At 67.9% G+C, this 24,814-nt stretch carries 23 protein-coding genes; 6 read left to right on the top strand and 17 right to left on the bottom strand.

Going from position 1 to position 24,814, the window contains the following annotated elements:
• Window positions 1-46: 46 nt before the first annotated feature.
• Window positions 47-1,486, bottom strand: a complete 1,440-nt coding sequence (locus NL1_RS14390) for a carboxylesterase/lipase family protein (RefSeq protein WP_067839342.1) — start codon at window positions 1,484-1,486, stop codon at window positions 47-49.
• Between the two features lie 21 nt (window positions 1,487-1,507).
• Entirely contained in the window at window positions 1,508-2,425 is a 918-nt protein-coding gene (locus NL1_RS14385) for an MBL fold metallo-hydrolase (protein ID WP_067839339.1), read from the bottom strand.
• A 102-nt stretch (window positions 2,426-2,527) separates the two neighbouring features.
• On the opposite strand from NL1_RS14385, the gene NL1_RS14380 reads away from it, so the two are divergent.
• Entirely contained in the window at window positions 2,528-3,529 is a 1,002-nt protein-coding gene (locus NL1_RS14380; protein ID WP_084510582.1) for a helix-turn-helix transcriptional regulator, read from the top strand.
• 70 nt (window positions 3,530-3,599) lie between these two features.
• Here NL1_RS14380 and NL1_RS14375 read toward each other — a convergent pair whose 3' ends face one another.
• The 8 genes from NL1_RS14375 to NL1_RS14340 form a co-directional block, all read right to left on the bottom strand.
• On the bottom strand, window positions 3,600-4,616 hold the full coding sequence (locus tag NL1_RS14375) for an alpha/beta hydrolase family protein (protein ID WP_162272729.1): 1,017 nt from the start codon (window positions 4,614-4,616) through the stop codon (window positions 3,600-3,602).
• A 110-nt stretch (window positions 4,617-4,726) separates the two neighbouring features.
• Window positions 4,727-6,343 carry a bifunctional 3-(3-hydroxy-phenyl)propionate/3-hydroxycinnamic acid hydroxylase MhpA gene (mhpA, locus tag NL1_RS14370; protein WP_067839337.1) on the bottom strand — a complete coding sequence of 539 codons (1,617 nt, stop codon included), beginning with the start codon at window positions 6,341-6,343 and terminating at the stop codon, window positions 4,727-4,729.
• 110 nt (window positions 6,344-6,453) lie between these two features.
• The gene (locus tag NL1_RS14365) at window positions 6,454-7,425 is read right to left on the bottom strand and encodes a helix-turn-helix transcriptional regulator (RefSeq protein WP_156094845.1); all 972 of its coding nucleotides are present in this window, start codon (window positions 7,423-7,425) and stop codon (window positions 6,454-6,456) included.
• A 42-nt stretch (window positions 7,426-7,467) separates the two neighbouring features.
• The gene (locus tag NL1_RS14360; RefSeq protein WP_067839331.1) at window positions 7,468-7,920 is read right to left on the bottom strand and encodes a cupin domain-containing protein; all 453 of its coding nucleotides are present in this window, start codon (window positions 7,918-7,920) and stop codon (window positions 7,468-7,470) included.
• Window positions 7,920-8,381: a lipocalin-like domain-containing protein gene (locus NL1_RS14355; RefSeq protein ID WP_067839328.1), complete on the bottom strand. Its 462-nt coding sequence runs from the start codon at window positions 8,379-8,381 to the stop codon at window positions 7,920-7,922. Before NL1_RS14355 ends, NL1_RS14360 begins: the two co-directional genes overlap by 1 nt.
• 22 nt (window positions 8,382-8,403) lie before the next feature.
• Window positions 8,404-9,345 carry a VOC family protein gene (locus NL1_RS14350; RefSeq protein ID WP_245673260.1) on the bottom strand — a complete coding sequence of 314 codons (942 nt, stop codon included), beginning with the start codon at window positions 9,343-9,345 and terminating at the stop codon, window positions 8,404-8,406.
• Window positions 9,346-9,367: 22 nt separating this feature from the next.
• Window positions 9,368-10,486, bottom strand: a complete 1,119-nt coding sequence (locus NL1_RS14345) for an alpha/beta hydrolase family protein (RefSeq protein WP_084510579.1) — start codon at window positions 10,484-10,486, stop codon at window positions 9,368-9,370.
• Window positions 10,487-10,540: 54 nt separating this feature from the next.
• On the bottom strand, window positions 10,541-11,668 hold the full coding sequence (locus NL1_RS14340) for an FAD-dependent monooxygenase (RefSeq protein ID WP_218024412.1): 1,128 nt from the start codon (window positions 11,666-11,668) through the stop codon (window positions 10,541-10,543).
• A gap of 238 nt (window positions 11,669-11,906) precedes the next feature.
• Here NL1_RS14340 and NL1_RS14335 point away from each other — a divergent pair, with 238 nt between their 5' ends.
• On the top strand, window positions 11,907-12,758 hold the full coding sequence (locus NL1_RS14335; protein ID WP_067839325.1) for a fumarylacetoacetate hydrolase family protein: 852 nt from the start codon (window positions 11,907-11,909) through the stop codon (window positions 12,756-12,758).
• 29 nt (window positions 12,759-12,787) lie between these two features.
• The gene (locus NL1_RS14330; protein WP_084510578.1) at window positions 12,788-13,777 is read left to right on the top strand and encodes a VOC family protein; all 990 of its coding nucleotides are present in this window, start codon (window positions 12,788-12,790) and stop codon (window positions 13,775-13,777) included.
• On the opposite strand, the gene NL1_RS14325 is transcribed toward NL1_RS14330, so the two are convergent.
• Together NL1_RS14325 and helR are read right to left on the bottom strand one after the other, a co-directional pair.
• A complete protein-coding gene (locus tag NL1_RS14325; protein ID WP_245673258.1) occupies window positions 13,763-15,091 on the bottom strand; it encodes an MFS transporter in 1,329 nt (442 codons plus the stop codon). The genes NL1_RS14330 and NL1_RS14325 overlap by 15 nt on opposite strands.
• Complete coding sequence (gene helR / locus NL1_RS14320; RefSeq protein ID WP_067839517.1) at window positions 15,078-17,306, bottom strand: RNA polymerase recycling motor ATPase HelR; 2,229 nt, start codon at window positions 17,304-17,306, stop codon at window positions 15,078-15,080. Before helR ends, NL1_RS14325 begins: the two co-directional genes overlap by 14 nt.
• Window positions 17,307-17,910: 604 nt before the next feature.
• On the opposite strand from helR, the gene NL1_RS14315 reads away from it, so the two are divergent.
• On the top strand, window positions 17,911-19,377 hold the full coding sequence (locus NL1_RS14315; protein WP_067839514.1) for an APC family permease: 1,467 nt from the start codon (window positions 17,911-17,913) through the stop codon (window positions 19,375-19,377).
• Window positions 19,378-19,483: 106 nt separating this feature from the next.
• Here NL1_RS14315 and NL1_RS39465 read toward each other — a convergent pair whose 3' ends face one another.
• The gene (locus tag NL1_RS39465; RefSeq protein WP_067839322.1) at window positions 19,484-19,951 is read right to left on the bottom strand and encodes a luciferase domain-containing protein; all 468 of its coding nucleotides are present in this window, start codon (window positions 19,949-19,951) and stop codon (window positions 19,484-19,486) included.
• A gap of 81 nt (window positions 19,952-20,032) precedes the next feature.
• Here NL1_RS39465 and NL1_RS39460 point away from each other — a divergent pair, with 81 nt between their 5' ends.
• Window positions 20,033-20,434, top strand: a complete 402-nt coding sequence (locus NL1_RS39460; protein WP_067839319.1) for a winged helix-turn-helix transcriptional regulator — start codon at window positions 20,033-20,035, stop codon at window positions 20,432-20,434.
• 45 nt (window positions 20,435-20,479) lie between these two features.
• Here NL1_RS39460 and NL1_RS14300 read toward each other — a convergent pair whose 3' ends face one another.
• Window positions 20,480-22,099 carry an FAD-dependent monooxygenase gene (locus tag NL1_RS14300; RefSeq protein ID WP_067839316.1) on the bottom strand — a complete coding sequence of 540 codons (1,620 nt, stop codon included), beginning with the start codon at window positions 22,097-22,099 and terminating at the stop codon, window positions 20,480-20,482.
• Between the two features lie 108 nt (window positions 22,100-22,207).
• Entirely contained in the window at window positions 22,208-22,672 is a 465-nt protein-coding gene (locus tag NL1_RS14295) for a hypothetical protein (RefSeq protein ID WP_156094843.1), read from the bottom strand.
• 70 nt (window positions 22,673-22,742) lie between these two features.
• On the opposite strand from NL1_RS14295, the gene NL1_RS14290 reads away from it, so the two are divergent.
• Window positions 22,743-23,240 carry an HIT family protein gene (locus NL1_RS14290; RefSeq protein WP_067839310.1) on the top strand — a complete coding sequence of 166 codons (498 nt, stop codon included), beginning with the start codon at window positions 22,743-22,745 and terminating at the stop codon, window positions 23,238-23,240.
• Between the two features lie 160 nt (window positions 23,241-23,400).
• Here NL1_RS14290 and NL1_RS14285 read toward each other — a convergent pair whose 3' ends face one another.
• Together NL1_RS14285 and NL1_RS14280 are read right to left on the bottom strand one after the other, a co-directional pair.
• The gene (locus NL1_RS14285) at window positions 23,401-24,111 is read right to left on the bottom strand and encodes a TylF/MycF/NovP-related O-methyltransferase (RefSeq protein ID WP_067839307.1); all 711 of its coding nucleotides are present in this window, start codon (window positions 24,109-24,111) and stop codon (window positions 23,401-23,403) included.
• 66 nt (window positions 24,112-24,177) lie between these two features.
• A partial coding sequence (locus NL1_RS14280) for a dihydrodipicolinate synthase family protein (RefSeq protein ID WP_067839304.1) occupies window positions 24,178-24,814 on the bottom strand: 637 nt, incomplete at its 5' end.

The raw sequence follows: 24,814 nt of genomic DNA, 5'->3' as shown, positions 1-24,814 counted from the left end.
GGCCGCAATACCGCTACGTCACCAGCATTCGGTCCGGTCGGCAGGATCAGCCTCCGAGGATCTGCACCACCGGTCGTTGCGGGTCGTATGTGGCCCACCCCGGGTCCCCGGTTCTGGCGAACGCGATCCAGGCGTCGTGCATCCGGGCCGCGAGGCCAGCCGGGGCGGGCCCGGGACCGAGCAGGGCCGTGTCCCCGTGCAGCCACGGCTTGTCGGCGATGTCGAACACGAAAGGCAGTTCGACGGTGTGGGCGGCTCCGAGCCGCCCGTTCAGGGCTGTCGAACGGTACCCGAACGAGTAGACGTGGGTGCGGCCGCCCGAGATCCGCGTGTGAGCCTGCGCCATGCGCGTCGTACCGGCCCCGAACAGGGCTTCCCCGAGCACTGCGGAGCGCAGCTCGCCCGGTGTCGCATCCGGCTGTACCGCGCGGTGCCTGGCGACCACGGTCTCCGGGTCGGCGAACGCGCGGGCGGCAACAGCGAGGACATCGGCCTCTGTGGAGGGCTCCAGGTTGCCTTGCGGTACGAGGTAGAGGTGCCCCTCTTCGGTGTTGGTGCCGATGAGCAGGTCGACGTCGGCGGCCGGGCCGTCGGCGAGGCCGTCGGCGGGCTGGACCGGGAGGACCAGGCTGAACGGGCTGAGCCCGACCAGCGGGTCCGTGGCGGTGCCGGTGCGAAGGTCGAGGCCGCCGAGTGCGGGCAGGATCTCCAGGAAGCGCTCGTCCGGGATCGCGGCGAACGCCTCGGCGGTCGGTTCGACCCCCAGCGCGGCGGCCGCCGCGGCGGTGACTCGCTGTGCCTGTTCCGGGATGAAAGCACCTGTGCCGCTGCCACTTTGGATGATCGCCCGCCGGAACAGGCCTTTGGCCTCCGGTGTCGCAAGCAGCGCACCGGTGAGTGTGGCTCCCGCAGACTGGCCGAAGATCGTGACATTTTCCGGGTCACCGCCGAATACGGAGACCGTGTCGCGTACCCAGCCGAGTGCCGCGATCAGGTCGAGCAGCCCGCGGTTGGCCGCAGCGCCCTGTAGGTCGAGGAAACCGGGGATGCCGAGGCGGTAGTTCACGGTCACGAGGACGACGTCGTCGCGGGCGAAGGCGCTGCCGTCGTAGAGCGCGGCGCGAGTCGAGCCGGTGACGAACCCGCCGCCGTGCACGAACACCATGACGGGGCGTTTGCCGGTGTCGGCGGCAGGGGTATGGACGTCGACGGTCAGGTACTCCTCGCCTCGTATCCAGCCGGGCCCGAAGTAGGGGGTCATGTCGAGGCGGCCGAAGTCGCGGGCCGGCTGGGGGGCTGTAGGCGAGGGCAGCGTGCCGTCGCGGACACCGCGCCAGCCCGGGTGCGGCGCCGGTGGAGCGAAGCGGGCCGGGCCTGTCGGGGCCGCCGCGTAGGGGATGGCACGGTAGAGCTCACCGGATCCGTCGCGGCGCCCGCGTACGGTACCCGCCGGTGTTTCGACAACCGGGTATGTGTGCTGGGGCACGGGAACGCTTCCTTCTGGGGATCAGGCGATGTGGGAGAAGCCCGCCCAGCCCTTGATCGCGAACTTCGACCCGTTGCGCTCGACCTCCACAGCGCCCGAGCCACCGAAATGCGCGGGGAAGACGAGCGCGTTGGTTTCGGCGGCGCGGCCGAGCAGCTTGTGCCGGGTTGCCCGGGACTCGGCCGGGTCCTCACAGAAGCAGGAGTTGGTCTCCGGCTCCACGATCTGCAGCGCGGTGTGCACCAGGTCCCCGACGAACAAGGCCCGATCGCCGCCGGACTGCAAGGTGAGCACGGACGAGCCGGGAGTGTGACCGGGAGCCAGGTCGAGCCGCAAGTTCTTGTCGATCCGGTACGACCCGTCCCACAGGCAGGTCTGCCCCGCCTGGTGGACCGGCGTGACGCTGTCCTCGAAAACGTTCTGGTTGCCGCGGCCCAGTACGGTTTTGTGTCCTTTGGCCGGGTCCCAGAACTCGAAGTCCCGTCGTGTCATCAGATAGGTGGCGTTCGGGAAGGTCGGCACCCAGGTTCGGCCGTCGAGTCGGGTGTTCCAGCCGACATGGTCGATGTGCAGATGGGTGTTGACCACGATGTCGACATCTTCGGGCTGCACGCCAGCGGCCGCGAGATTGTCGAGGTAGTTCGTATCCAGCCGGCTCCACACCGGCGCGTAGGGCCGGTCCTTGTGGTTGCCCACGCCGGTGTCGATGAGGATCGTGCGCCCCTCGCTGCGGAGCAGCCAGGACTGGATCGCGGAGTGACACTCGTCCGTCTCCGGATTCCAGAAGTCGGGAGCCAGCTCGCCGCGGTGCTCGTCCCATGAGCCGTCAGGACTGTCCGGGAAGAACTGGTCCGGGGCCATCTCGACCGAGCCGTAATACTCCTTGATGCGGGTGACGGTGACGTCACCCAGCGTGATCTGTTGTGGATTCTGATCCATGAGACCGAGTCTGTCCGCGCCATCGGGCACGAACCACTCCCGCGTTGTCCTACCCCTCGCAGGGTGTGGCTCCGATCGGACCGTGCCCCGGATACTGGAAAAATGGACGGCCCCGGCCCACTCGGCACCTTTCTCCAAGCCCGGCGCGCGCGGCTGCGACCGGAGGACGTCGGCTTGCGCGAAACCGGACCCCGAAGGCGGGTGCGCGGTCTGCGGCGCGAAGAACTGGCCCAGCTGGCCGGGGTCAGCGTCTCGTACTACACACGTCTGGAGCAAGGAACGTCACGCGGGGCCTCGGCCGAGGTACTCGACGCGATCGCCCGCGCTCTACTGCTCGACGACCACGAGCGCGAACATCTCGACCGGCTCGTCGCCGCCGCCCGCCACACATCCCGGGTGCGCCGTCCACGTCCCGAGAAGCTCGCCGACGAGACGCGCGACCTCCTCCGCGCCGTCGACGGCGTCCCCGCGATGGTGCTCGGCCGGCGCACAGACGTGCTGGCGTGGAACGCACTCGGGCACGCCCTACTGGCCGGGCATCTGGACTTCCTCAGCCCCGATGACCCCGCGCTGCGGCCGAATATGAGCCGGATACTGTTTCTGGACCCGCATTGCCGCGAGCTGTACACGGACTGGAAGCGCAAGGCCCGCGCGGTAGTCGGCAACCTCCGCATCGCCGTCAGCAGGCACCCGGAGGACCCGCTGCTCGCGGAACTGATCGGCGAGCTGACGATGAAAAGCCCAGAGTTCGTTGCGCTCTGGGGTGACCATCGCGTGACACCCTGCGACGCCGCGACCTACGAACTGCACCATCCCGTCATCGGCATGGTGACAGTGACACAGCAGACCCTGTCGATCGCCCGCGCCCCGGAACAAGTACTGGTCGTGTGCACAACCCCCGCCGGCTCCCCCGCCGAGGAAGCCGTCGCACTACTCCGACAGGCAAGTGGCCCCCACGTGCCCTACACGGACAGCATCAAGGCAACCCGGCCAGGATTCACCGCCGCACGAGCGCCCGAGCGGGACCGACGACGCCGGAATTCGTCAGGAACCCACTGCAATTCATCGGCATCCCCCGCCGCAAACGAACCGGGACCCCACTGAGATCGACCAGCAGCGCCGACCCCCGAACGACGAATACTGCACGGGTGCAATACCGCTACGTCACCAGTCTTTACGGGTCGGCGCGGGCACCGAGCCGGTCGGCGAACCAATCGGCGACGAGGGTGTGCTTTTCCATCGAGTGGTTGTAGATGCAGTGGTCGCCGTCGGCCCATTCGCGCCAGGTCTTGTCCCGACTGGCTGCGCCGGTGTAGAGGGTGCGGGCGTTTTCGACGAGGAAGACCTGGTCGGGGGTGCCGTGCAGGACCAGAAGGGGGCAGGTCAGGCGGGCCAGGTCGGCGGCATCGAGGTGGAGTTTGCCGAGGGTGTTCATTGCCTGTTCGGCGTCGGCGGCGCCGAGCAGGAGCTGCGCCTTGTCCACCATGCGCGGGTAGCGCGTCGGGAATTCGATGGGAGTGGTTGTTCCTCCGTTGACGCAGCACGCCTGGATTCGGTCGTCGGCGATCGCGGCGGCAGCGGCTAGAAACCCGCCCATGCTGTTGCCCCAGATGCCGACGCGGTCAGCGAGTCTGTCGTCGTCGCGGATCCAGCTGACCAGTGCCGCGAACGCGGTGGTGAAGTCCGGTCCCAGCGTCAGTCCTTCGAACAGTCTGGTTTCGCCCTGCCCAGGAGCGTCGGCGAGCAGTACCGCCACGCCCCGCTCCAGCAGGTAGACAGCGCCGCTGTAGTACTCCTCGCGCCACCCGTCGAAGCCGCCGACGACGATCACGGTGGGTGGTGGCGCGGGCGTGGCAGGCCGCAGCAGCCAGGCGCGCAGGAGTCCGCCGCCCCACAGGATGGAGACGTGTTCCACCGGCGGGTCGTGGAGCGCACCGGCCCGTCCGAACGCATCGATCAGGCGTTGGTACAGAAGGGTTTTGGACCGGTCGCTGTCGAGCAGGGGGACCTGGCCGAAGCGGTAGCACGCTGCCGCGGCGAGGTACCAGTCGCGTGCGGTCCGGCGGTGGCCGGCCGCGAGAGCGGCCTCGGCGCGCTCGGCGTCGCGCAGGCCTAGAGTCAGCGCGACCTCGTGCCAGCGCTCGCCCTGATCGGCGCGTGCGTGCAGTTCCACAGCGTCTGCCCATTCCATCCCATTTCCCAGGAGGCGCTGCAGTGGCATGGCCCGTTTGTGTGCCTGGTTGGCCGCCAGCAGATCCGCGCCGGCTGGTGTGCCGCGACGAACGTCGGAATCCGGGGCGCTCATGCTGGAACGGCGGGCATGTGCGGGTGCATCTGACGGCGCAGGGAGTCGACGAGCTCGCCCGCATGGTCGACGCGGGCCGCGCCGAAGACGTAGAAGTCCGGGCGCACCAACACGACGTCGGCTCGGTGGCGGGCCAGCCAGCGGGTGAGGTCGGCGTCTATGTCGATGACAGCGCCAGGGACCTTGGCGCGGGTGAGATGGACGATGCGGGTGTCCATGTGCCGCAGGAGGGCGTGCTGGTCGTCGTCGAGCGGAAGCTGGTCGGGGGCAACGGAAGTCATGAGCGTCCATCCGCCGCCGATCAGGTCGTCGCACAGGCCGGTGCGGTCCTGCCAGTGGACGCGTGGTTGCACGCCCAGTGTTCCGGCCGGTCCGGCGGGAACACCGTGGGAGTTCCGGTGGAGCAGTCCCGCGGTCAGTATCGGGAACGGTGGTGGCGGGGCAACGTCGCCGGATCGGAAGGCTCGGTCGCGGGCGGCCGCCTGCTCGGGGTCCGAGAGGCACACAATGCGGCCCAGTTCCATCGACATGGTGATGAGACTGCGTGCGTGCGGGCGGCGTTCGTCGCCGTAGGTATCGAGGAGGGAATCGCGGGCGCGCCCGGACAGCACCAAGTCCAGTTTCCAGGCCAGGTTGGCGGCATCTCGGATGCCCGAGCACATGCCCTGTCCCAGGAAGGGCGGCATCAGATGCGCCGCATCGCCAATGAGCAGAGTGCGGCCACGGCGCCAGGATTCGGCGAGCAGGGACCGGAATGTGTAGACGGTACGCCGGATGATCGTGGCCTCGTCCGGGGTGATCTTCCACCGGGACAGCAACTCCCAGCAGCGGGCTTCCGTGGTCATTTCCCGGGCGCTCTCGCCGGGCAGGAGCATGAACTCCCAGCGAGTGTGTGCGCGTCCGAGCCAGCGGAACAGGGAGACGGGTCGCCGCGGGTCGCAGTACTGGCCGGCTTCGGGCATGTCGATGCGGATGTCCGGATCGTGGGGTTCGATGTCGACGACGAGCCACTCCTCCTCGAAGCCGAGGTCCTCGCAGCCCAGCTCGGCGGCCGCGCGGACGGTCGAATTCGCGCCGTCGGCCCCGAGGAGCCAGGACGCGGTGACAGTACGGACGGTTCCGTCGGGTGTCCAGGCGCCGTCGATGACGGTGCCGTGGGCGAGGGTGACCTCGACGTGGTCGTCGTGCTGGGTGATCCGCGTGGCGTTCCAGCCGAAGTTCAGCTCCACCGAGGGCAGGCGGCGGATGGCGGACAGGAGGGCGTCTTGCAGGTCCGGCTGGAACATCAGGTAGTCGGACTTCCATCCCGAGGGAGTGGGCTGGTTCCAGTCGAGGTGCAGCAGCAGGTCGCCGTCGCCGTTGAACCAGTCGTAGTCGGGGACGGGGATGGCATGCGGTTCGAATTCGTGTGCGGCCCCGACCGATTGCAGGATGCGCATGATCTCGTGGTCGATGTGGCCGGCGCGGGGCAGCGGGTACGGGGTGGGCCACCGCTCGAAGACGCCTACGCGGTGGCCGTGCTGTCCCAGCAGCGCGGCCATGGTCTGCCCGACCGGACCACAACCGATTTGGATGACGTCGAAGTCCCAGGGGGTGACGGGGTCAGAGGCCATGATCTCTCCTCAGCGAAATGGATGGTGCCGTAGCAGGACCGTGCCCCACCACCTTTCCGGTGGGGCACGGCGGGAATGCGCAGGCCTGTCCGGGCGCGTGGCCGGGTGTGTTACCTGCGGGCGGCGGTATCGGAGGGCAGTTCGTCGAAACGGTCGCGATATTCACCGGCGAAGCGGCCTAGATGCGACACACCCCAGCGATAGGCGATCGTGCCGACCTGGTCGGTGGAGGTGAGGATTTCGGCGCGGATTCGCTCGAGCCGCAGAGTGCGGACATACGCCATGGGCGACAAGCCGAGCCGATCCCGGAACGCGGAGCTGATGGTCCGCGGGCTGCAGCCGGCGGCCGCCGCGATGTCGTGCAGGCCGATGCGCTCGGTGAGGTTCGCCTCGATGAACCCGAGGGCCGTGCGCAAGGTGCGTGGGTGGCCGGGCTGCGGACCGTCCCGCAAATCGCCGGTGTGCGAATGCGGCTGGGCCAGCAGTAGCGCGGTGACGATACAGCGCAGCTGGCTGCGTTGCAGTTCGGCGCGCTGGAACAGCGGGTCTCCCGAATCCAGCTGCTCCAGCAGGGAACGAACCAGCAGCCGCACTGCCCGACCCTTGGGTTTGGCCAGGTCGAGAGCGAAATCGAAGCGCACGGTCGACACCGGCGGGTGTCCGGTCAGCGCGGTGAATTCCTGGTCGACCATGGCCGCGTCGATCCGCAGCCCCAGAAAACGGGTACCGGCGCCCAGGGGCCGCAGCTCCTGAGTGTCTCCGGGGTTGACGATGCCCGCAGTCGCCGAGTCGAGGGTGGCCCGCAGGCCGCCGCGGGCTGCGGAAATCGCTCCGGAGACACCGATATTCACAAAGTACGACCGGCGGCCCGTCGACGAGGCGACGCGCACGTCCAGCGGCGAGGCGAAGTAACCGGCGGCGAAATCGGGCGCGCTGACACCGCGCAACTCATGATCCCCGCCGCACAGGCCGTCCAGCGGCGAGGTGGTGATCGAGCCGCCGAACAGCCGGGTGGCCGCGTTGAGCAGATCGACAGGGTTGCGCGACTTGGTGATGAGGAAGTTGTGCAGTGGTGCCGACACGGTGTTCACCTCCCATGGTCCGATGTCAGTATCGCCGCCGCGCTAGGTCGCCGGGCCCGTATCCAGCAGGACGAACAGGATGGTGCAGGGGGTATCCGACCTGTTGTCCCAGGCATGGGTCGTGCCGCGTTGGATCAGCACGTCACCGGCTCGCATCACGGTCTCCTCCGAACCGACGACCGCGACGACCTCACCGGCGATGACGAAGGCGTAATCGAGCGAAGGGGTTCGATGCAGGTAGGGCGTCTCGCCCTGGTCACGCGGCCCGAACTCGACCACGCGCAGGACCCCGCCGCCCGCGGGCGGCGGCAGCGGCACATCGGGGCCGACCGGATCGGCGTAGGTGGTGTCGTTGCGTGGCGGCCCCTCGTGCAGCCACAGATTGACCACCTGCGCGCCCGCGGTGGTCTGGATGTGCCGGCAATCGGCGTCCTCGACGATGACGGGACGGCCGGACCCATCATGCCCGGTGACGATTCTGCGAACGCTGCGCATCACGCGCCCCTTCCCGAAAGACGCCGCCACAGAATGTAACTGGGACGCGTCTCGCCACCCATGGCCATCGGAGGTGTGTCCAATTTCAGCGTGTCGTCGTCATCGAAGACACATAGTCGCTCGAGATCCGCACCGACGAAATTGGGGAAAGTGGCCATCCGGACGTGGTGGATCACCCGGCCGGTCGCGTCGTCGGCGTCCCAGGTGCCCGCGTAGGAAATGATCGAGCTGTAGGCGCCGGCCTTCTCCTCGACGCTCCCGCCGTCGAGTGAGGCGTCGGCGAAGCGCATCCGGTCGGTCAGCGTCAGGTGGGCGCTCATCGTTCCCTCGGAGGTGTAGATGAGCAGTCCGGTGCACCGCTCAGCCGGGCCGAGCGGCGGATCGATGGCCCCGTTCGTTGTGAAGACTTTCCAATCGGCCAGCTGCCAGCTGCCGATGAGTCGAGTGCGCAGTCGCGTCACGAGAGATCCCTTTCCGTGCGAATCACAGCGGCGGGGCGACGAACAGCCCGGGGTCGATGTCGTTGTGGGACTTGGCCGCGATGAACTCGTCCATGTCGTCGGCCGTGCCCCACTGATCCGCGTTGACGGGGTCGCGCAGGTCGTAGATGTGCGGGTGCCAGGTGTCCTCGTCCAGGATCTCCAGCTCGGTCGTGTACTCCACGGTGTTGCCTGCCGGGTCGAGGTAGTAGCTGAAGGAGTTGTCACCGGCCCGGTGCCTGCCCGGTCCCCACAGGCGCTCGATCCCCAGCCGTCGCATTCGGCCGGTGCCGCGCATGTACTCGTCGATGCCACGCATCTCGAAGGAGGCATGGTGGAACGCCGCGTGCGGTCCGCGCACGATGCCGAAGCTGTGGTGAAAGTTGTTGCACCGCAGGAACCACATGATCTCGCGGTCACTGCCCAGGCACATGGTGTCCGAGAGGCGGAAGCCCAGATGCTCGATATACCAGGCCACCGTTGCCTCAGGGGTGGGTGAGTTCATCAGGACGTGGGACAGCCGGACCGGAACGGGCTCGCGGGCCTCGATCTTGCGGTGCCGCCGCGGGGTGACATCGGCGGAGACCTCCACGACGCGACCCTCGTTGTCGAAGAAGCGGACCGCGTAACCGCCGCCGGGGGTGTCCAGCATCTTCGGTTCGTGCACCAGCTGCACACCCTGCGAGATCAACTGCGCGGCAAGGATGTCGACATCGGGCGCGGCGGCGGCGCCGAAGGCCAGGAGATCGGTGCGTTTCTGGGCGTCCCGACGCAGTCGCACCACGTATTGCTCCGGTGAGCCCTCGGCCGCTAGGAAGGAAACGCCTGTGTCACTGGCGGTTTCGGTCAAACCCCACAGCTCGGTGTAGAACCGCCGCTGTTCGGCGAAGTTCGGCATAGCGATGTCGACGTGCCGCAGATGGGTGATCAAGCTGGTGTTTCTCACGGTGTACTCCTCGATGAGTCGGTCAGTTGAGTCGCTCGGTCAGCCAGTCGACGACGGTTTCCAGCACCGGGCCCCGGCCCATGTGGCCGCCGGGGAACATCCGGGCCGTTTTCGGGTCCCCGTGTTCGAGCGCCAAATACAGGTCCGCCGAGGCATTTTGGAGATCGTCCTTGCCGTTGACCAACAGCAGTGGGCAGGACGGCCGGTCCAGGACGCCCTGGTCGAGCAGGGACAGCTCCGGGCAGCGGGCGAGGTAGTCCTCGAATGTGTTGCCACCGAAGATACGTGCCCGCGCCGGCATCAGGTCCATCAGATAGGACGAGGCGTTACGGCTGCGCTCCTGCCATTCGGGCTGGAACGTCAGATGGATGCCGCCGCCCCAGTTGACGGCGGCGGCCAGCTGTTCGCGATGGGTGTGGGCAAGCTTCATGGCCCAGTAGCCGCCGAACGAAAGCCCCAGGGCCGCTACCCGTTCGGAGTCCAGGTCCGCCTGCTCGCGCAGCCAGGCGAAGACGGGATCCCACTGCCGTTCGGCGTCACGGCCCGCGCGCACCGGCGATTGCCCCACCCCGGGTTTGTCGATGTGCACGGTAACGAATCCGCGCTCGCGGAGCATCCGGCCGCGTGCGTAGGTTTCTTCCTTCCACACATCGATCCCGCCCCACATCAGGACCACTGGCGGGCGCACCGCTGCCCCGGGCGGGCGCGCCACGAAGAACCGGAGCACGTCACCTTCTCCGGCACGCCCGTCGAACGGCACCTCGATGTGCTGGACAGGTGTGTGCTCCAGCGCGGATACCCGGCCGAAGTACTCGACGGCCCGCTCGTAGGCGTGGAGCTTGGCCGGGTGCAGCGGGGCGGGGTAGCGGCCGAGGAACGCGAATTGGTATGCCTGCCACCAGTTCTCCAGCGCTTGCTCGCGGTCGCCGTTGTCCTCGGCGCGCTGCGCCCGGTTGGCGAAATCCTCCGCTCCGGCCAGCCAGTGCCCGGCCCAGGACTCAGGATCGATGCCGGGGAGCGTTTCGATGTGCCGCGCGGCGGCATCATGATCGATGGCGTTGAACGGGTTCCGCCGTTGCTCGAGGTGTTCGCGCAGCCACTGCTGCGCCTCGGACAGGGTTCGGGTCGTTGTCACGGACATTGTGTCTCCTCATCCATTGGTAGACGACGGGTCGCCGACGCGTCGGCCGGTGGGCTAGACGGGCTGGGCCATCTGCCGATGGCAGGCATCGACCAGCGGATACGCCTCGCTGTGGCGTTGCGCCTGTTCCAAGCCGGCGATCGTCACCGAGGTCGCCACGAGCGTGCGGCACCGCTGTGCGCGTCGTTCGACGAACGCCTCGATACCGGTGCCGACCGTCTCGTGGCGCTCCAGCTCCTCGGCCAGGACGAGCCCGTCCTCGATCGCCAAAGCTGCGCCGCTGGCCATCTGCGGGGCCGGTGCGTGTGCGGCATCGCCGATGACGACGCAGTTTCCGCGGTTCCAGGCGCCGGTCAGGAAGGCGGTGTGGACCGGACGGCGCACCACCGAGCCGGAGGCCGACACCAGCGGGCGGATCTCGGTCACACGGCCCGGGAAGGCCGTCAGCAGATCGGCCAGCCGCGAGGCGAGCTCGGAATCGGGCAAAACATTCGGCGGCACCCCGTTCTCGGTCAGGAACACATAGGCGCGGTTGCTCGAGATGGGTACGAGTCCGGCCGTGTTGACCTTGCCAGCGAACTGATGGATGCCCGTGGCCCACTCCGGGCGCGGCACCAGGGCCCGCCACACCATCTGTCCGAGGTAGTCGACCGGCGTCTCGAGGCCCATCAGGTCCCGCACCGACGAGCGGATCCCGTCCGCGCCCACCAGAAGGGTGACCTGCCGGTCGGTGCCGTCCGACAACCGCACGTCGACCAGATCTCCTTGCTGGTCGACCGCGGTGACGGTCAGGCCGTTACGAACCACCACCCCGCACCGCTCGGCCTCCGCGTGCAAGATGCGGTGCAGCTCGGGGCGGGCGATGCCGACCATCGCCGGACGCTGCGCGCCGATCAGCCGCGGCAGATCCACCTGGTCGCTCGGTGTGCCGTCGACGTCCACGTGGGTGATCACGCTCATCCCGTAACCCGCGGCCGAGCACGCGTCCGCCAGGCCGAGCACATCGAGAGCGCGCAGGGATGGACCGGTCAGGCACAGGCCCCAGCCGGCAGTCGCTCGGTACGGACTGGCTTCGGCTATCTCGACCTGCCACCCCTTGCGTGCAAGGGCGGTCGCCGCCGTCAGGCCGGCGACACCCGCGCCGACGATCATTGCCGACCGCGTACTGCCGAAGTTGTCCATATTCGCCTCCTGAACGCCGATTTCACCGGAACGATAGGAGCGGCAGGGAACTCGCGTTATCCGGATTCGGCGGCGACCATCCGCTCCGGGCAATCGGTTTCCGCACGAAACGCGTTGCCGGAAACGGATACCCGACGTCGGCAGCGGACAACGACGACAAATGTGTCCGACTACTTTCGAAAGTCACCGGTCCATTTCCAGGGCGGGTTATGCCCCTCCGAATCAGGGAGTACGCATCGTGCGTTTCGCCAATATCTCCGGTCGACTATCACTCGTCACCACCTCCGGCACGGTGGTGGACATCGAGCGAGCCGGCGGTGGCAGGTTCAGCGAACGAATCCAGGACGCCTACCAGCGGTGGGACGAGTTGCTGGAGATGGCAACGAGTCTCGACAGCGAGGGGACACCACTGGCCGACATCGAGCGCGCCGAATTCGGTAACCCATCCCCGTGGCCGCGGCAGGTGTTCGCCATCGGCCTGAACTACGCCGATCACGCTGCGGAGTCGAACTTTTCGATCCCGGCGCAGCCGCCGGTGTTCACCAAGTTCCAGTCATCGCTGGCCGGGCCGTACGGCACCGTCACGCTGCCACCCGGCCACGTCGACTGGGAGGTCGAACTCGTGGTGGTCGTCGGCCGCCGCGCATACCGTGTCACGGCCGAAGATGCGTGGAGCTATGTAGCCGGAATCTCTGTGGGACAGGATATTTCCGAACGCGATCGGCAGCGCGTCGGTCCCGCACCACAGTTCAGCATGGGCAAGTCCTTCCCGGGCTTCGGCCCCATCGGGCCGTTGCTGGTCACCCCGGACGAGTTCGACAACCCCGACGATCTCGAACTGGGCTGCCTGATCAACGGCGAGCAGATGCAGAAGGGGAAGACCTCCGACATGATCTTCCCCGTTCCCGAACTCATCGCGAGGCTGTCGGCGATCACGCCGCTGCTGCCCGGCGATGTCATCTTCACCGGTACCCCGGAGGGCGTCGGCATCGGACGCACTCCGCAGCGATTCCTCGCTCCCGGTGACGAATTGGTCAGTTATGTCCGCGGCATCGGCGAGATGCGACACCTGATGGTCACCGATTGCTGACCCGCACAACGTACTTCGAGGAGCCGGCAATGCCGTTACACCGACTGTCATCAGTCACGATCGGGGTACCCGACCCGACCGCGACACGCGACTACTACACCGAATTCGGACTGTCCCCCGAGGCCGACGGCTGGCTGGGCACCCGCGACGGAGGCAACCAGCTGCGCCTGGTGCATGCACCAGCACGCAGGCTCGTCGAAATTGTCATCGGCGCAGACGATCCCGACGATCTCGACGCCGCTGCCGCGCGTCTGAATGCGCTGGGCCTGCCTGCGGAACGGACAGCGGATTCCGTGGCGACGCAGGAACCCATCGCGGGCTTCCGTGCGGTCATACGCGTCGCCGACCGGCTGATCCAGACCGAGACACCCGCCACTCCGTACAACGGCCCCGGCCGCCTCGAACGCCACGGCACCCGCTCGCCCGGTGTGCTGCGCGAGGATCCGGTGCGCCCGCGCAAACTCGGCCACGCGGTGGTGGGGTCGGTCGACTACGAGGCCACCCGCCGGTTCTTCGTCGACGGGCTGGGATTCAAGCTCTCCGACGAGATCCAGGGTGCCGGAGCGTTCCTGCGCTGCTCCACCGATCACCACAACGTGCTGGTGTTGCGGGCGCCGGTGAACTTCCTGCATCACACCTCCTGGCAGGTCGATGACATCGACGACGTCGGCCGCGGCGCCACCGCCATGCTGGAGGACAATCCCGAACGGCACGTCTGGGGCCTGGGCCGTCATCACGCCGGATCGAATTTCTTCTGGTACCTGAAGGATCCGGCCGGGAACTTTTCCGAGTATTACGCCGACATGGACTGCATCGTCGACGACCAGCTCTGGACACCAGAAGTGTTCGAGGGCGCCAAGGGACTGTTCGACTGGGGCCCACCGCCTCCCCCGTCGTTCCTCCACCCCGAGGATCTCGCCGCGCTGATGACCGGCGCCCACCACATTGCTCAGAGCGTGTCGGGCGGTGCTGCCGGAAGCGGGTTCCCGGCCGTGCACTCCGGTTCAGCACTCGGCTGAACCGGGCGTCACGCGGCGGATCTGTGTCTCGCGAGCGGTCATGGTGATCACTGCGGCCACGATGATCGCGCCGGCGGTGACGATGGCGGTCGTGGGCCATCCGAACCAGCCGACGGCAGCCGCACCGAATGCGGTGCCGAGGCTGCCACCGACGAAATAGACGAGCATATAGGCACTGTTGAACCGCGCGGGAGCCGCTGGATCGATGGCGAGAACGGTACTTTGGTTTGCCACTTGGGCTGCGAACAGCCCGCCGTCGAACAGGCCGAGACAGACCAGGGTGACGGCTGTATTCGACAGGCAGGTGCCGAGTACCACCGCCGCCGCGGCCGCAAGCGCGAGCCCCGCCAGAATCACTCGCCGCGCACCGACGCGGTCGGTCCAGACACCGGCGACCCGGGTGGCGACGATGCCCAGCAGTCCGGCTCCCGCGTATGCCCCAATACGTTCGGGTGAATACGAGAACGGTGGCTGCGACAGCGCGACCGCAATGCCCGCCCACACGGCACAGAACGCGAAGAACCAGAGGGCGCCACGACCCGCTGCCAGCCGCAGCAGCGGGAAGCGGAGGTAGAGCTGCGGGAGTTTCCGCAGCGTCGCCAGGTAACCGGACCTGGCGCTCCCGGCCGTGGCGGGCAACACAAGGCGGGCTGCGAGAGCGACGACGGCGCACGCGACCGCGAAGACGAGAAGCGTTCCGCGCCAGCCGATGAGGTTGGTCAGCCAGCCGCCACCGATCCGGCCCACCAGAATTCCCGCGGAAATCCCCGCAGTCACCACCCCCAGGATCGTGGCACGCCGCCGGGGCGCAGTGAAACGTCCTGCAATCGAACTCAGTTGCGCCCCGACCGAGGACCCTGCCCCGGCCAGGCCGAGGCCGAGGCCGAGCAGCCACGTGGAGCCGACACCGGCAGTGAGGGCCAAGGCGGCGGCGAGAGCGCCGAACTGCGTCGACAGCACGGACCTGGGCGCGAAGCGGTCCACGAGCGGGACCAGCAGGGCTAGACCTGCCAGGTAACCGATCGGCCCGCAGGCGAGAGCCGACCCGATCTGCGCTGTCGAGGCGTGCAGCGACCCGGCCACGTCCGCGATCGCCGGTTGCAGTGGATAGATGCTGGCAGTACCGAGGGCAGCGGCGAGCGTCATGAACCCCACGACAGGTGCGTGAAGTACGGCGACACGAGGGGCTGGAAGGAGGTCTGTGTCCACGGCGACGACGGTAGAAATGCTGAAGTTCCCGTGCTGGCGGGAAGCAGACAAGGTTGTCGACAGGATCGACCTCGGACGCGATACCGCAACATCACCGGCCCGCATGACTTCGCGGAACGACGGTCGCTGCGCCTGCCGGTGATTCCCCGCTCGCGCGGGCGTCGGCGAGTCCGGTCAATACCTGCGGCATTGGGCCGTGGTGGAGGATGCCGAGGCGTTGGGTGGCGCGGGTGAGGGCGACGTAGAGTTCGGCCGCGCCGCGTGGGCCGTCGGCGAGGATGCGTTCCGGTTCCACGACGAGGACCGCGTCGAACTCGAGGCCCTTCGTCTCCGACGCCGGCACCGTGCCCGGCACACCCGGTGGACCGATCACGATGCTGGTGCCTTCGCGTTCGGCTTCGTCTCGGACGAATTCCTCTATGGCAGCCGGTAATTCGTCTTCGGCGACCCGCCTGGACCAGGGCTGGATGCCACACGCGCGGACCGATTCCGGCGGCTGGACACCGGGCGCGAACTCGGCGAGCAGCGCGGCGGCGACGGTCATGATCTCCGCCGGGGTGCGGTAGTTCACCGACAGCGACCGGTAGACCCAGCGGCCGGGCACGTACGGTTCCAGCATCGTGTCCCACGATGTCACTCCGGCCGCCGACCGGCGCTGGGCGAGATCGCCGACCACCGTGAAGGATCGGCTCGGGCAGCGGCGCATCAGCACCCGCCAGTCCATTTCGGACAGTTCCTGTGCTTCGTCGACCACGACGTGCCGGTAGGTCCAGTCCCGGTCCGCGGCAGCGCGTTCGACGAGTTCACGGGTGTCGCGCTCGACGAAGCGATCGGCCAGGTCCTCGGCGTAGAGCATGTCCTGGGCGAGCAGGTGGTCCTCGTCGTCCATCAGGTCCTCGCGGCTGATCATGAGGTCGAGCACGCCCGCCGCGTACGCGGCCTCCCGCTTGTGTTCCTGCTCGGCGGTCCGGTCGGCCGACTTGTCGCGGCCCAGCAGATCGACCAGTTCGTCGAGCAGCGGCACGTCCGACACCGTCCAGGCGTCACCGTCGGCGCGCAGCAGCGCCTGGTCCGCGCCTGCCGCACGTAGACGTTCGGGCGACGAATACAGCGATGCCAACAGGGTTTCCGGCGTCGAGATCGGCCAGAGTTCGTCGAGCGCGGCGGTGAACTTCTCGTCTTCTGCGAGTTCGGCGAGCAGGTCCGCCCGCAGCTGCTCCCATGCTTCGCGATCCGCCCGGGTCAGCCAGCCCCGGCCGATCCGGGCGATCGCCCGTTCGGTGAGCACGTACGTGACGATCTCACTGAACACCGCGCGGGCCTCGTTGTGCGGCAGCCCGCTCGCGCGTGCCTCCTCCCTGGCCCACTGCGCGGTCTCGGCGTCGATCCGCACCGTGACGTCCGACAGTTGGATCGGCAGCGGGCGTTCCGGCAACCGCTGCTGATCGGCGACGGCCGCCGCGAGCACGTCCAGAATCTTCAGTGAGCCCTTGAGCCGCGCGGCTTCCGGGGTGTCCTCGGCGGTGACGCGCAGACCCGGCACGAGGTCGCCGGTGGTCGTGAACACCACGTCGGACTCGCCCAGCGACGGCAGAACGCGGCCGATGTGGTTCAGGAACGCCGGGTTGGGTCCGACCACGAGCACACCGTGCCGCTCCATCTGCTCCCGCTGGGTGTAGAGCAGGTACGCGACGCGGTGCAGCGCCACGACGGTCTTCCCGGTGCCCGGGCCACCCTCGATCACCAGCACCCCGGGGTGATCGAGCCGGATGATCCGATCTTGTTCGGCCTGGATCGTCGCGACGATGTCGCGCATCCCGGGACCGCGCGGCGCGTCGACCGCCGCGAGCAGGGCCGCATCCCCTCGCTCGTCGCCACCGGGGCGACCGAGGACCTCGTCGGTGAAATCGACCACGCGACGCCCGCGCGAGTGGAACTGGCGGCGGCGGCGCATGTTCTCCGGCGACGCTGCGGTGGCGACATAGAACGGTCGCGCCGCAGGCGCGCGCCAGTCGAGCAACAGCGGTTCGTACTCGTTCTCCTCGTCGAAAAGCCCGATGCGGCCGATGTACGAATGTTCGCCCGACAGGGTGTCCAGCCGACCGAAGCACAGCCCGTTGTCCGCCACGTCGAGGCGCTTCACCTCTTTGGCCAGCGCACGCACCTCGACGTCCCGATCCACGAGCGTCTGGCCGTTTCCCCGCAACGCCGCGCTGTAGCGGCGCTTCACTCGCGCGCGCTCGGCGTCGAGCCGCGCGTAGAGCCCGGCCACATAGTCCCGTTCGGACCGCAGTTCGTCTTCGTACCCCTTGGTCGACACGCTCGTCACAGCCACACTCCTTCACATCTCCCGGCCGCCTCGGCGACCGTGTCGAACTGCGCGGCGACCCTCAGACGGCACCACGCACTTCGCGACTCCCCAAATTTCCGCAGGTTCTGGCTTCGGCCAGCGATTGTGCGGCACGCACCGGGTCTTGCCGCAAGCCCCCGGGTGCGCTATATGTTGGAAATGGAAAGGGGTGGATGCTCCCGTTCCCGCTGTGGAATGATTCGGCCGCTGGTGTTCGGCCAGTGATCGACTCCGACGAGTCGTCTCCGGGCTCCGATCGAACCGCCGCCGAGCTCCGAACGGCGAATATCGTACGGACACAACGTAGTCACGTCGCCCATCGTCCTACTTCTGGGCCGCAGTGTTTAGGTGGGCGAAAGAACAGTGACATTGCGTAACAACGGGGGGATCATCGAAAGGTAATGACCGGTCTTCAATATTTCCATTTCCCGAGTTGGTAAATATCGATTCGCACGAATTGAATTGACAGATGCACGAATAGATGCCATCGCAGAATTGACTTTCGGAAGATGATTCGACCCGTTGCCTCCAGGGTCGGTGGGCGCACCCTCGCACGGAAGGTGAGGTGAGCGAGATGGCGGAAGCGTCGACGAACGCCCAGGCGGACGAGAGTTCCGTCGAACTCGGGGGCTACCGGCAGGAGCTGAAGCGAACGCTCGGCCCCTTTCAGGTGTTCGCGATCTCGTTCGCATTCATCTCGGTAGCGGTCGGCATCTTCGCGACATACGACGACGTACTGCAAAACGCGGGGCCGGTCGGGATTTGGCTGTGGATCGTCGCCGCGGCGGGGCAGGTGCTGGTGGCATTGGTGGTCGCGCAATTCGCGGCCCGCATCCCGCTCAGCGGCTCGTCCTACCAATGGGCCTCGCGGCTGGCCAATCCGAAGATCGGCTGGGGTTTCGGTTGGCTGACGTTCTGCTACCTGGCGATCGCCGTGGTGGCGGTCGACAATGCGCTTGCCAGCCAAGCGTTCATGCCGCTGGCGGGCATGGAGCCGGACGAAGACACCGCTCGCCTGATCACGCTCGCGGTGCTGCTCCTCCAAGCCTCCCTCGCCATCGCCTCGACACGCATCGTGAGCATGATCAACGCGGGCGCGGTCGGGCTCGAGCTGGTGCTCGTCGTGGTGGTGGCGATCGCGCTGGTCGTCGCGGTGGCGATCACGGGCGACGGCGCGGCCGACAATCTCACCTCGCGTGGTGTCACCGAGAACGCCTCCGACTATTTCGCCGTCGGCGGCGGATTGATGATCGCGATGATCATGGGCCTCGGCACGCTCGTCGGCTTCGACGCCGCGGCGAACCTGGCGGAAGAAGCCAAGGATCCCCATCGCAGCGTGCCGCGCGCGATCGTCGGGTCGGTCGTGGCGGCCGGGGTGCTGGGACTGCTGTTCGTGATCGCGCTCACCGTCGCGATCGATGACATTCCCCGGATCAGCGCCAGCGGCTCGCCGGTCGCGGCGATCATGCGCGACCAGCTCGGTCCGGTGATGGAGCGAATCTTGTTGGTCGCCATCACGTTTGCGTTCTTCGGTGCCGGGATGGTCGTGATGACCGCGTGCTCGCGGCTCGTTTTCGCGATGTCGCGCGACGCGCGTTTCCCCGCCCACCGGCTGATGCGACGGGTCGACCCACGCACGCACACGCCGGTCCCGGCGACGATCCTCATCTTCTGCCTGGGCGTCGTCCTGATGGTCACGCTGCCGGGTAACGCACTGCTGGAGCTGATCACGGCGTCGACGATTCTCCCCGCCCTCACCTACGGCTCGACGATCGTTCTCTACCTGACGGTGCGCAGACGATTGGACCGCAGAAAGGGCGCGTTCGACCTCGGGCGCTTCGAGCTGCCCGTCGCGATCGGCGCGCTGATGTGGTCGGCCGCCGCACTGTTCGTCCTGGTGACGCCCCGGGATGCCTCGGTTCCCATCCTGATCGTGGCCGGTTTGCTCCTCGCGGGAGTGCTGTTCTTCCTCGCCCTGCTGATATTCGACCGCGAGGCGCTCGAGACCGAACCCGGAGACGTGAGCGTCTTCGAACACTGACCTAGCGCACCTGTCGCCACCAGTTCGGCCCGGCCGAACCGATCAGGACCGCCGACAGCCGCATGGCGACGATGAACATGCCTCTCCTCGTTGATGTTTCGAGAACTCAGGCGACGGCTTGGTTGTAAGAGGCGCGCAGCACGGTGGTGGCGACGGCCAGTTCGCCCGTGTCGCGCGGTGCATAGAACATGACGATGCTGCTGGGGAATTCGGGACGTCTGCTGATCGGATGCGGTTCCACCCAGCCCAGATCGGTCAGCGCCGCAACGGAATTCAGCGGCACGGTCAGGTGCAGGAACCCGGAGCGGTGCACGTGTCCGAACTCGTCGACGGACGGATGCAGGAACGCGTCGAACGCGCGATCGACGCGGGGCAGCCGGAAGGCCAACGATCCCGGTTCGGACACCGAACTCGGGCCGGTCTGCACCCTGGGCAGCGACCGCACGAATTCGATGAGCGCGGAACGGATCTCCGGCGGCGAGAACTCCTCCAGTTGATCGTGCGGAATTTCCAGACCCGTCGTCGCGGGCCGGGTTCCGGCTCGGGCGGGCAAGGCGGTGAGATCGGCGGTCATGGTGGGCTCCTGTACGGCAACGCACTTTTTGTGCGCTGGTCACTACTTGTGTCCGACAGGATTCTGGGCGACCCTGCCAGGGTGACAGAAGACGGCACTTCGGAATTCGTTACGCACACCGATGTTTCCACGCAGGTCAACGCCGGTACGGCCACCTGCGAGCTGCGCGATGTGCTCGACCGGGTGGGCGACAAGTGGAGTGTGCTGATCATGGCGATGCTCGGCACGGGACCGCGCCGCTATTCCGACCTGCGTCGCTCGATCGACGGCATCTCCCAGCGCATGCTGACCCTCACCTTGCGCAGCCTCGAACGTGACGGACTGGTCACCAGAACCGTCACACCGACCACCCCGCCGCGCGTGGACTACGACCTGACGGCGGTGGGGCGGACGCTGTCTCGCGAGGTCGGCGCGCTGATCAGCTGGGCTGAGCAGCACCGCGAATACATCGCCGTCGCTCGGCGCACCTACGACGAACGATGACCGGAGGCAACCGATCAGGGCACCGGCCACTCTGCGCGGCCCGGTTCAGCAGAAGATCGCCGCGAAGTGCTTCGTCAAATCCTCGGGCGTCGGCGCGTGTTCGGTGAAACCGAGATAGCCGTCCGGCCGGATCACATAGGCGCACAACCCTTTCGCGCCGTAGGCGCGGGCGAAGTGGCCGTCGTTGTCGCGGATCACCGGCAAGGCCGACTCGTCGAGTTCGGCGTCGGCAGCCGCGATGAGGTAGACGTCGATCCGTCCATGGGTAGCGCGGCGCGCGGCATCGGTGAGAGCGGCCACGGCGGTGGGCGACTCGGGGCCCGCGGACTCGTCGAGGTAGATCAGGAGGGTGTGGTCGGTTTGCCCGAGCAGGGAGAACAAGCGGATCGGGAAGGCGACGGCGTCCCGGGTCAGACCGGCCGCGTCGGGGGCTCGTTGTCCTGGCCGCGGGCCTGCGATGCCGCTGGGGGCCGTGCTCACCAGCGGGCTGTCGGAGTAGTCGATCAGCAGTTGCGCTTCGCGGCGGATGACGAAGCCGGGGTCGGTCTCCCCCGCGCCGACGCCTTCCCGCGCACTGCGCACGGTCCGCCCGACCACCTCCGCTCCGACCGGCCTGCGTTCGGCGTCGTAGCTGGCGAGCAGATCGGGCGCGCCGATGCCCGCGAGGGTCAGCGCGAGTTTCCAGGCGAGGTTGTGTGCGTCCTGGATGCCGGTGTTCATGCCCTGCGCGCCCGTGGGCGGATGGATGTGCGCGGCGTCCCCGGCGACGAATACCCGTGCGCGAGAATAGGAGTCGACGATGCGGTGACTGATCCGGAACACCGACGACCAGCGCAGGCTCGACGCGGTGACCGGTTCGGGGGCCAGCCGATCCAGCACCGCCTGGATGTGGTGCAGCTCGGGCGGATGACTGCCTTCCAAGCCGTGCTCGACCACATCGCCACCGGTCGCCGGCATGGTCGCGAGCTCCTCGGGCACCAGCATCGACACTCGATACCGGCACCGACCGGGCAGCGGGATGCACACCAGCAGATCATCGGTGACGCCGTCGGTCCGATGCATCGAGCGAATGCCGTAGCCGCGCGGCATCGACCAGTCCAGTTCGACGTCACCGAGCATGTACTGTTCGGCGAACGCCGCGCCTTCGAAGCCGAGCCCCAACCCCTTTCGCACGATACTGTGCGCGCCGTCGCAACCGACCAGATACTCCGCCTGCACGCGGCGCTCGCCTTTCTCGTCGGTCAGCACGGCGTGCACGCCGGAGCCGTTCTGTTCGAAATGCGTGAGTGCCGTACCCCGCTCGACGCGCGTGCCGGTGGCGGCCAGGCGTCTACGCAGAATCCGTTCGGTCTCGTATTGCGGCAACCCGACGAACCCGTAGGGGATGTCGGCGGGCAGGGTCAACGCGACACGGTCGACTTCGGCGCCGTTCACGTACACGATCTGCCCGCGGAGCTGGATCGACGAGTCGAGCACCTGCCGCAGCACTCCCATCCCCTCGAAGACCTCGAGCGTCCTGGGCTGGATGCCGACCGCTTTGGCGTACCGCGGTGGTCCGGCGGCCGCGTCGATGATCCGGCAAGTCACTCCGCGTCGGGCCAACTCGATGGCCGCTGTCAATCCGACCGGACCGGCGCCGGCGATGAGCACCTCTGTGTCAACCATCCGACATCACCTCGAAGTGGATGTACACGCAGCGATCCGGTGAGTCTACGCCCGGGCCGGGCCCTCATCATCGATTCTGGCAAACTTTCAGCATCCTCGCTGGTGCGGTCAGTGCGGGACGGTCAGCCGACGCGCGGCCAGCACCACCGCGGCCCGGCGTTCGGCGATGTTGTGCGACTCATCCGCCCGGGTGGCGTGCACGGCAGCGGTGCGGGCCAGATCGGTCAGCACGACGACGAGCGTGACGGGCGGGAAATCGGTGGTGACGAGGCCTGCGCGTTGTCCACGTTCGATTTCGCCGATCTTGGTCGCGAGGATGCGGCGCACCGCGCCGTCGTCCTCGGGAATGTGGGTGCGCTCGATCTCCGCCCAAGTCTGCAGGCGGGCGTTCTCGGGGTGGCGCAGGTCGAACAGCCTGCCCGCGTATCCCGGCAGGTCCGTGGCGTCGAACGCGGTTTCGTCGGTCGTCTGACCTGCCCGCACCTGCTCGCACTCCACGCCGCGGGCCGTTTCCCGATCGATCGGCTCGTGATCGACTACCCGCACACCGAGATCGATGCCGGGCTCGCGCACCAACGCGACGGCCGAGTCGTCGAACCCGTACTGACGTGGTGATTCCCCCCGGCGCGGCAGAATCGCTGGGGTGGAACGGATTTCCTTCGACGTGGACGCCTACGTCCAGCGCGTCCAGACCTCGCCGTGCTTCATCTGCGCGATAGTGGCGGGCGAACACGACTCCCAGCTCGAACAGGTCATCGCCGAGGACGGCGAGAACTTCGCGTTCCTGTCGCGCTATCCGACGCTGTACGGCTCCGTCCTCGTCGCGCCGAAACTGCACCGCGAACACGTCGTGCGAGACCTTCCGCAGGACGCCTTCCTGCGGATCATGTCGCTGGTGCACCGGGTGACGCGCGCGGTGGAGGCGGTGGTGCCGAGCGAACGCACCTACCTGCTGAGTCTCGGTAGCCAGCAGGGCAATTCACACCTGCACTGGCACATCGCACCGCTGCCGCCGGGCGTCCCCTACCGCGAACAGCAGTTCCACGCACTGATGGGCGAGAACGGCGTCCTGCCGTGGACGCTCGACCAGGCCGTCGACCTCGCGGACCGGCTGCGCGCCGCATTGACCACACTGCGCTGAACCCCGTGCACGATAGTGGACGCCCAGTCCGCAACATCCCCTGTTCCCGAGCGGATACACCGGATTCTGCTCGGCAACGCCCCAACCGGGCGAGACCATCGACACCCTCCAGGTGACCGCCGCAGCGCGTTCGCCTCGACACACTGCGGGAATCGCGTCGTCAGCGCGCGGTTTTCGGGCCGACCGTGGCCGCCGAGACCGTCGGGGGCACCGCGTGGCGGTACACCCCGAGCGCCCATGTCGGGTCCTCGCACACCGACGTGACCGCCAGCGGCGTGCCGAACACGTCCTCGCATGCCTTCATGACGCCCGGTGCCTTCGGTTGCGCGACAGCGCGGCCGGGCAAGGACGCGGCGGGATCGGCATAGTCGTCGAGCACCAGGATCGCGCCGGGTGCGAGTCGCGGCAGGACCGCGCGCAGGCACTGCATCGTCGACTCGTACCGGTCGCCGTCCACGTAGGCGAACGCGATCCGGGTGGGCAGCTGCTCGGGCAGGGTGTGGGCGAACAAGCCTGCGTGCACGTGCGGTCGACGCAGGCCGAACCGTTCGTGCAACCGCAGCACGTCGCCGACCGATGCAGTGAACTCGCCCTCGGCCAAATAGGCGCTGTCGTGGCGGCCGACCGCGGGCAGCCCGCGGAAGGAGTCGTAGGCGTGCACCGCAGGATCGACGCCGAGGGCGTCCAGCACGGCGCGCATCCACGCGGTCATTCCGCCCTGGTAGCAACCGAATTCGACCACCGCGCCGGCCACGCCGCCGCGCATCGCGCGGGTGAGCTCGCGTTCCACGACCACCATCCGCCCCCGGTCGACGGTCCTGGGCTGAGTCCGCAACAGGTACTCCTGCAATGCGCCGCGACGATCGTTCACAACGCCCTCCGGTCTGTGCGGTTCTCGCCGCCCGGTGGCACCGGACTAGGCCAGAATAGCAATCCGCTATCGGGCGGGAAGGTGATCGAGTAGCACCGCCGACGCCCGATCCACCGATTCCGCCGCGGCGGGCAGCAGCGGCAACCGCACCGCGGGGGTCGGAATACGCCCCTGCGCGTGCAGCACGCCCTTGATCACCGTGGGGTTCGGTTCGGCGAACGCCGCCGCCGACACCCTGGCCAGCTCCGCGCCGATCGCCCGCGCGGCCGCCAGATCGCCTGTCCGCCAGGCATTGTCGAGGGCGACGTAGCGCGCGGTCGCGAGCAGCGCGCTCGCCACGATGCCGCCCGCCGCACCCAGCGCCAGCAGCGGCGACAGGAACGCGTCGTCTCCGGCGAGCACCGCGAAATCCGCGGGCGGATCGGCGAGCAGCTTGACCGCGTCGGCGTCGACACCGCCGACCGCGTACTTCACGCCGACGACTCCGTCCACGGCCGCCAGTTCCCGCAGCGTGCTCGCGCTCAACGAACGGCCGGTGCGGTACGGAATGTGATACACGATCAGCGGCACAGGCGAACCCGCCGCGAGATGCGCGAAATGCGCGACGACACCGGCCTCGGTGGGGCGCGTGTAGTACGGAACCGGCGCCAACGCCGCCGCCACCTGCGGCCAGGCCGCCAGCTCCGCCAGCGCGCCGACGCCC

Source organism: Nocardia lijiangensis NBRC 108240 (assembly GCF_001613045.1).
Lineage (GTDB): Bacteria > Actinomycetota > Actinomycetes > Mycobacteriales > Mycobacteriaceae > Nocardia > Nocardia lijiangensis.
This window is presented reverse-complemented; position numbering and strand designations above follow the sequence as displayed.

Coding starts and splice junctions, on each gene's coding strand:
- NL1_RS14385 (WP_067839339.1), bottom strand. CDS start 2,425: ATGGATCAGAATCCACAACAGATCACGCTGGGTGACGTCACCGTCACC.
- NL1_RS14380 (WP_084510582.1), top strand. CDS start 2,528: ATGGACGGCCCCGGCCCACTCGGCACCTTTCTCCAAGCCCGGCGCGCG.
- NL1_RS14375 (WP_162272729.1), bottom strand. CDS start 4,616: ATGGAATGGGCAGACGCTGTGGAACTGCACGCACGCGCCGATCAGGGC.
- mhpA (WP_067839337.1), bottom strand. CDS start 6,343: ATGGCCTCTGACCCCGTCACCCCCTGGGACTTCGACGTCATCCAAATC.
- NL1_RS14360 (WP_067839331.1), bottom strand. CDS start 7,920: ATGCGCAGCGTTCGCAGAATCGTCACCGGGCATGATGGGTCCGGCCGT.
- NL1_RS14345 (WP_084510579.1), bottom strand. CDS start 10,486: ATGTCCGTGACAACGACCCGAACCCTGTCCGAGGCGCAGCAGTGGCTG.
- NL1_RS14340 (WP_218024412.1), bottom strand. CDS start 11,668: ATGGACAACTTCGGCAGTACGCGGTCGGCAATGATCGTCGGCGCGGGT.
- NL1_RS14330 (WP_084510578.1), top strand. CDS start 12,788: ATGCCGTTACACCGACTGTCATCAGTCACGATCGGGGTACCCGACCCG.
- NL1_RS14325 (WP_245673258.1), bottom strand. CDS start 15,091: ATGCGGGCCGGTGATGTTGCGGTATCGCGTCCGAGGTCGATCCTGTCG.
- NL1_RS14315 (WP_067839514.1), top strand. CDS start 17,911: ATGGCGGAAGCGTCGACGAACGCCCAGGCGGACGAGAGTTCCGTCGAA.
- NL1_RS39465 (WP_067839322.1), bottom strand. CDS start 19,951: ATGACCGCCGATCTCACCGCCTTGCCCGCCCGAGCCGGAACCCGGCCC.
- NL1_RS14300 (WP_067839316.1), bottom strand. CDS start 22,099: ATGGTTGACACAGAGGTGCTCATCGCCGGCGCCGGTCCGGTCGGATTG.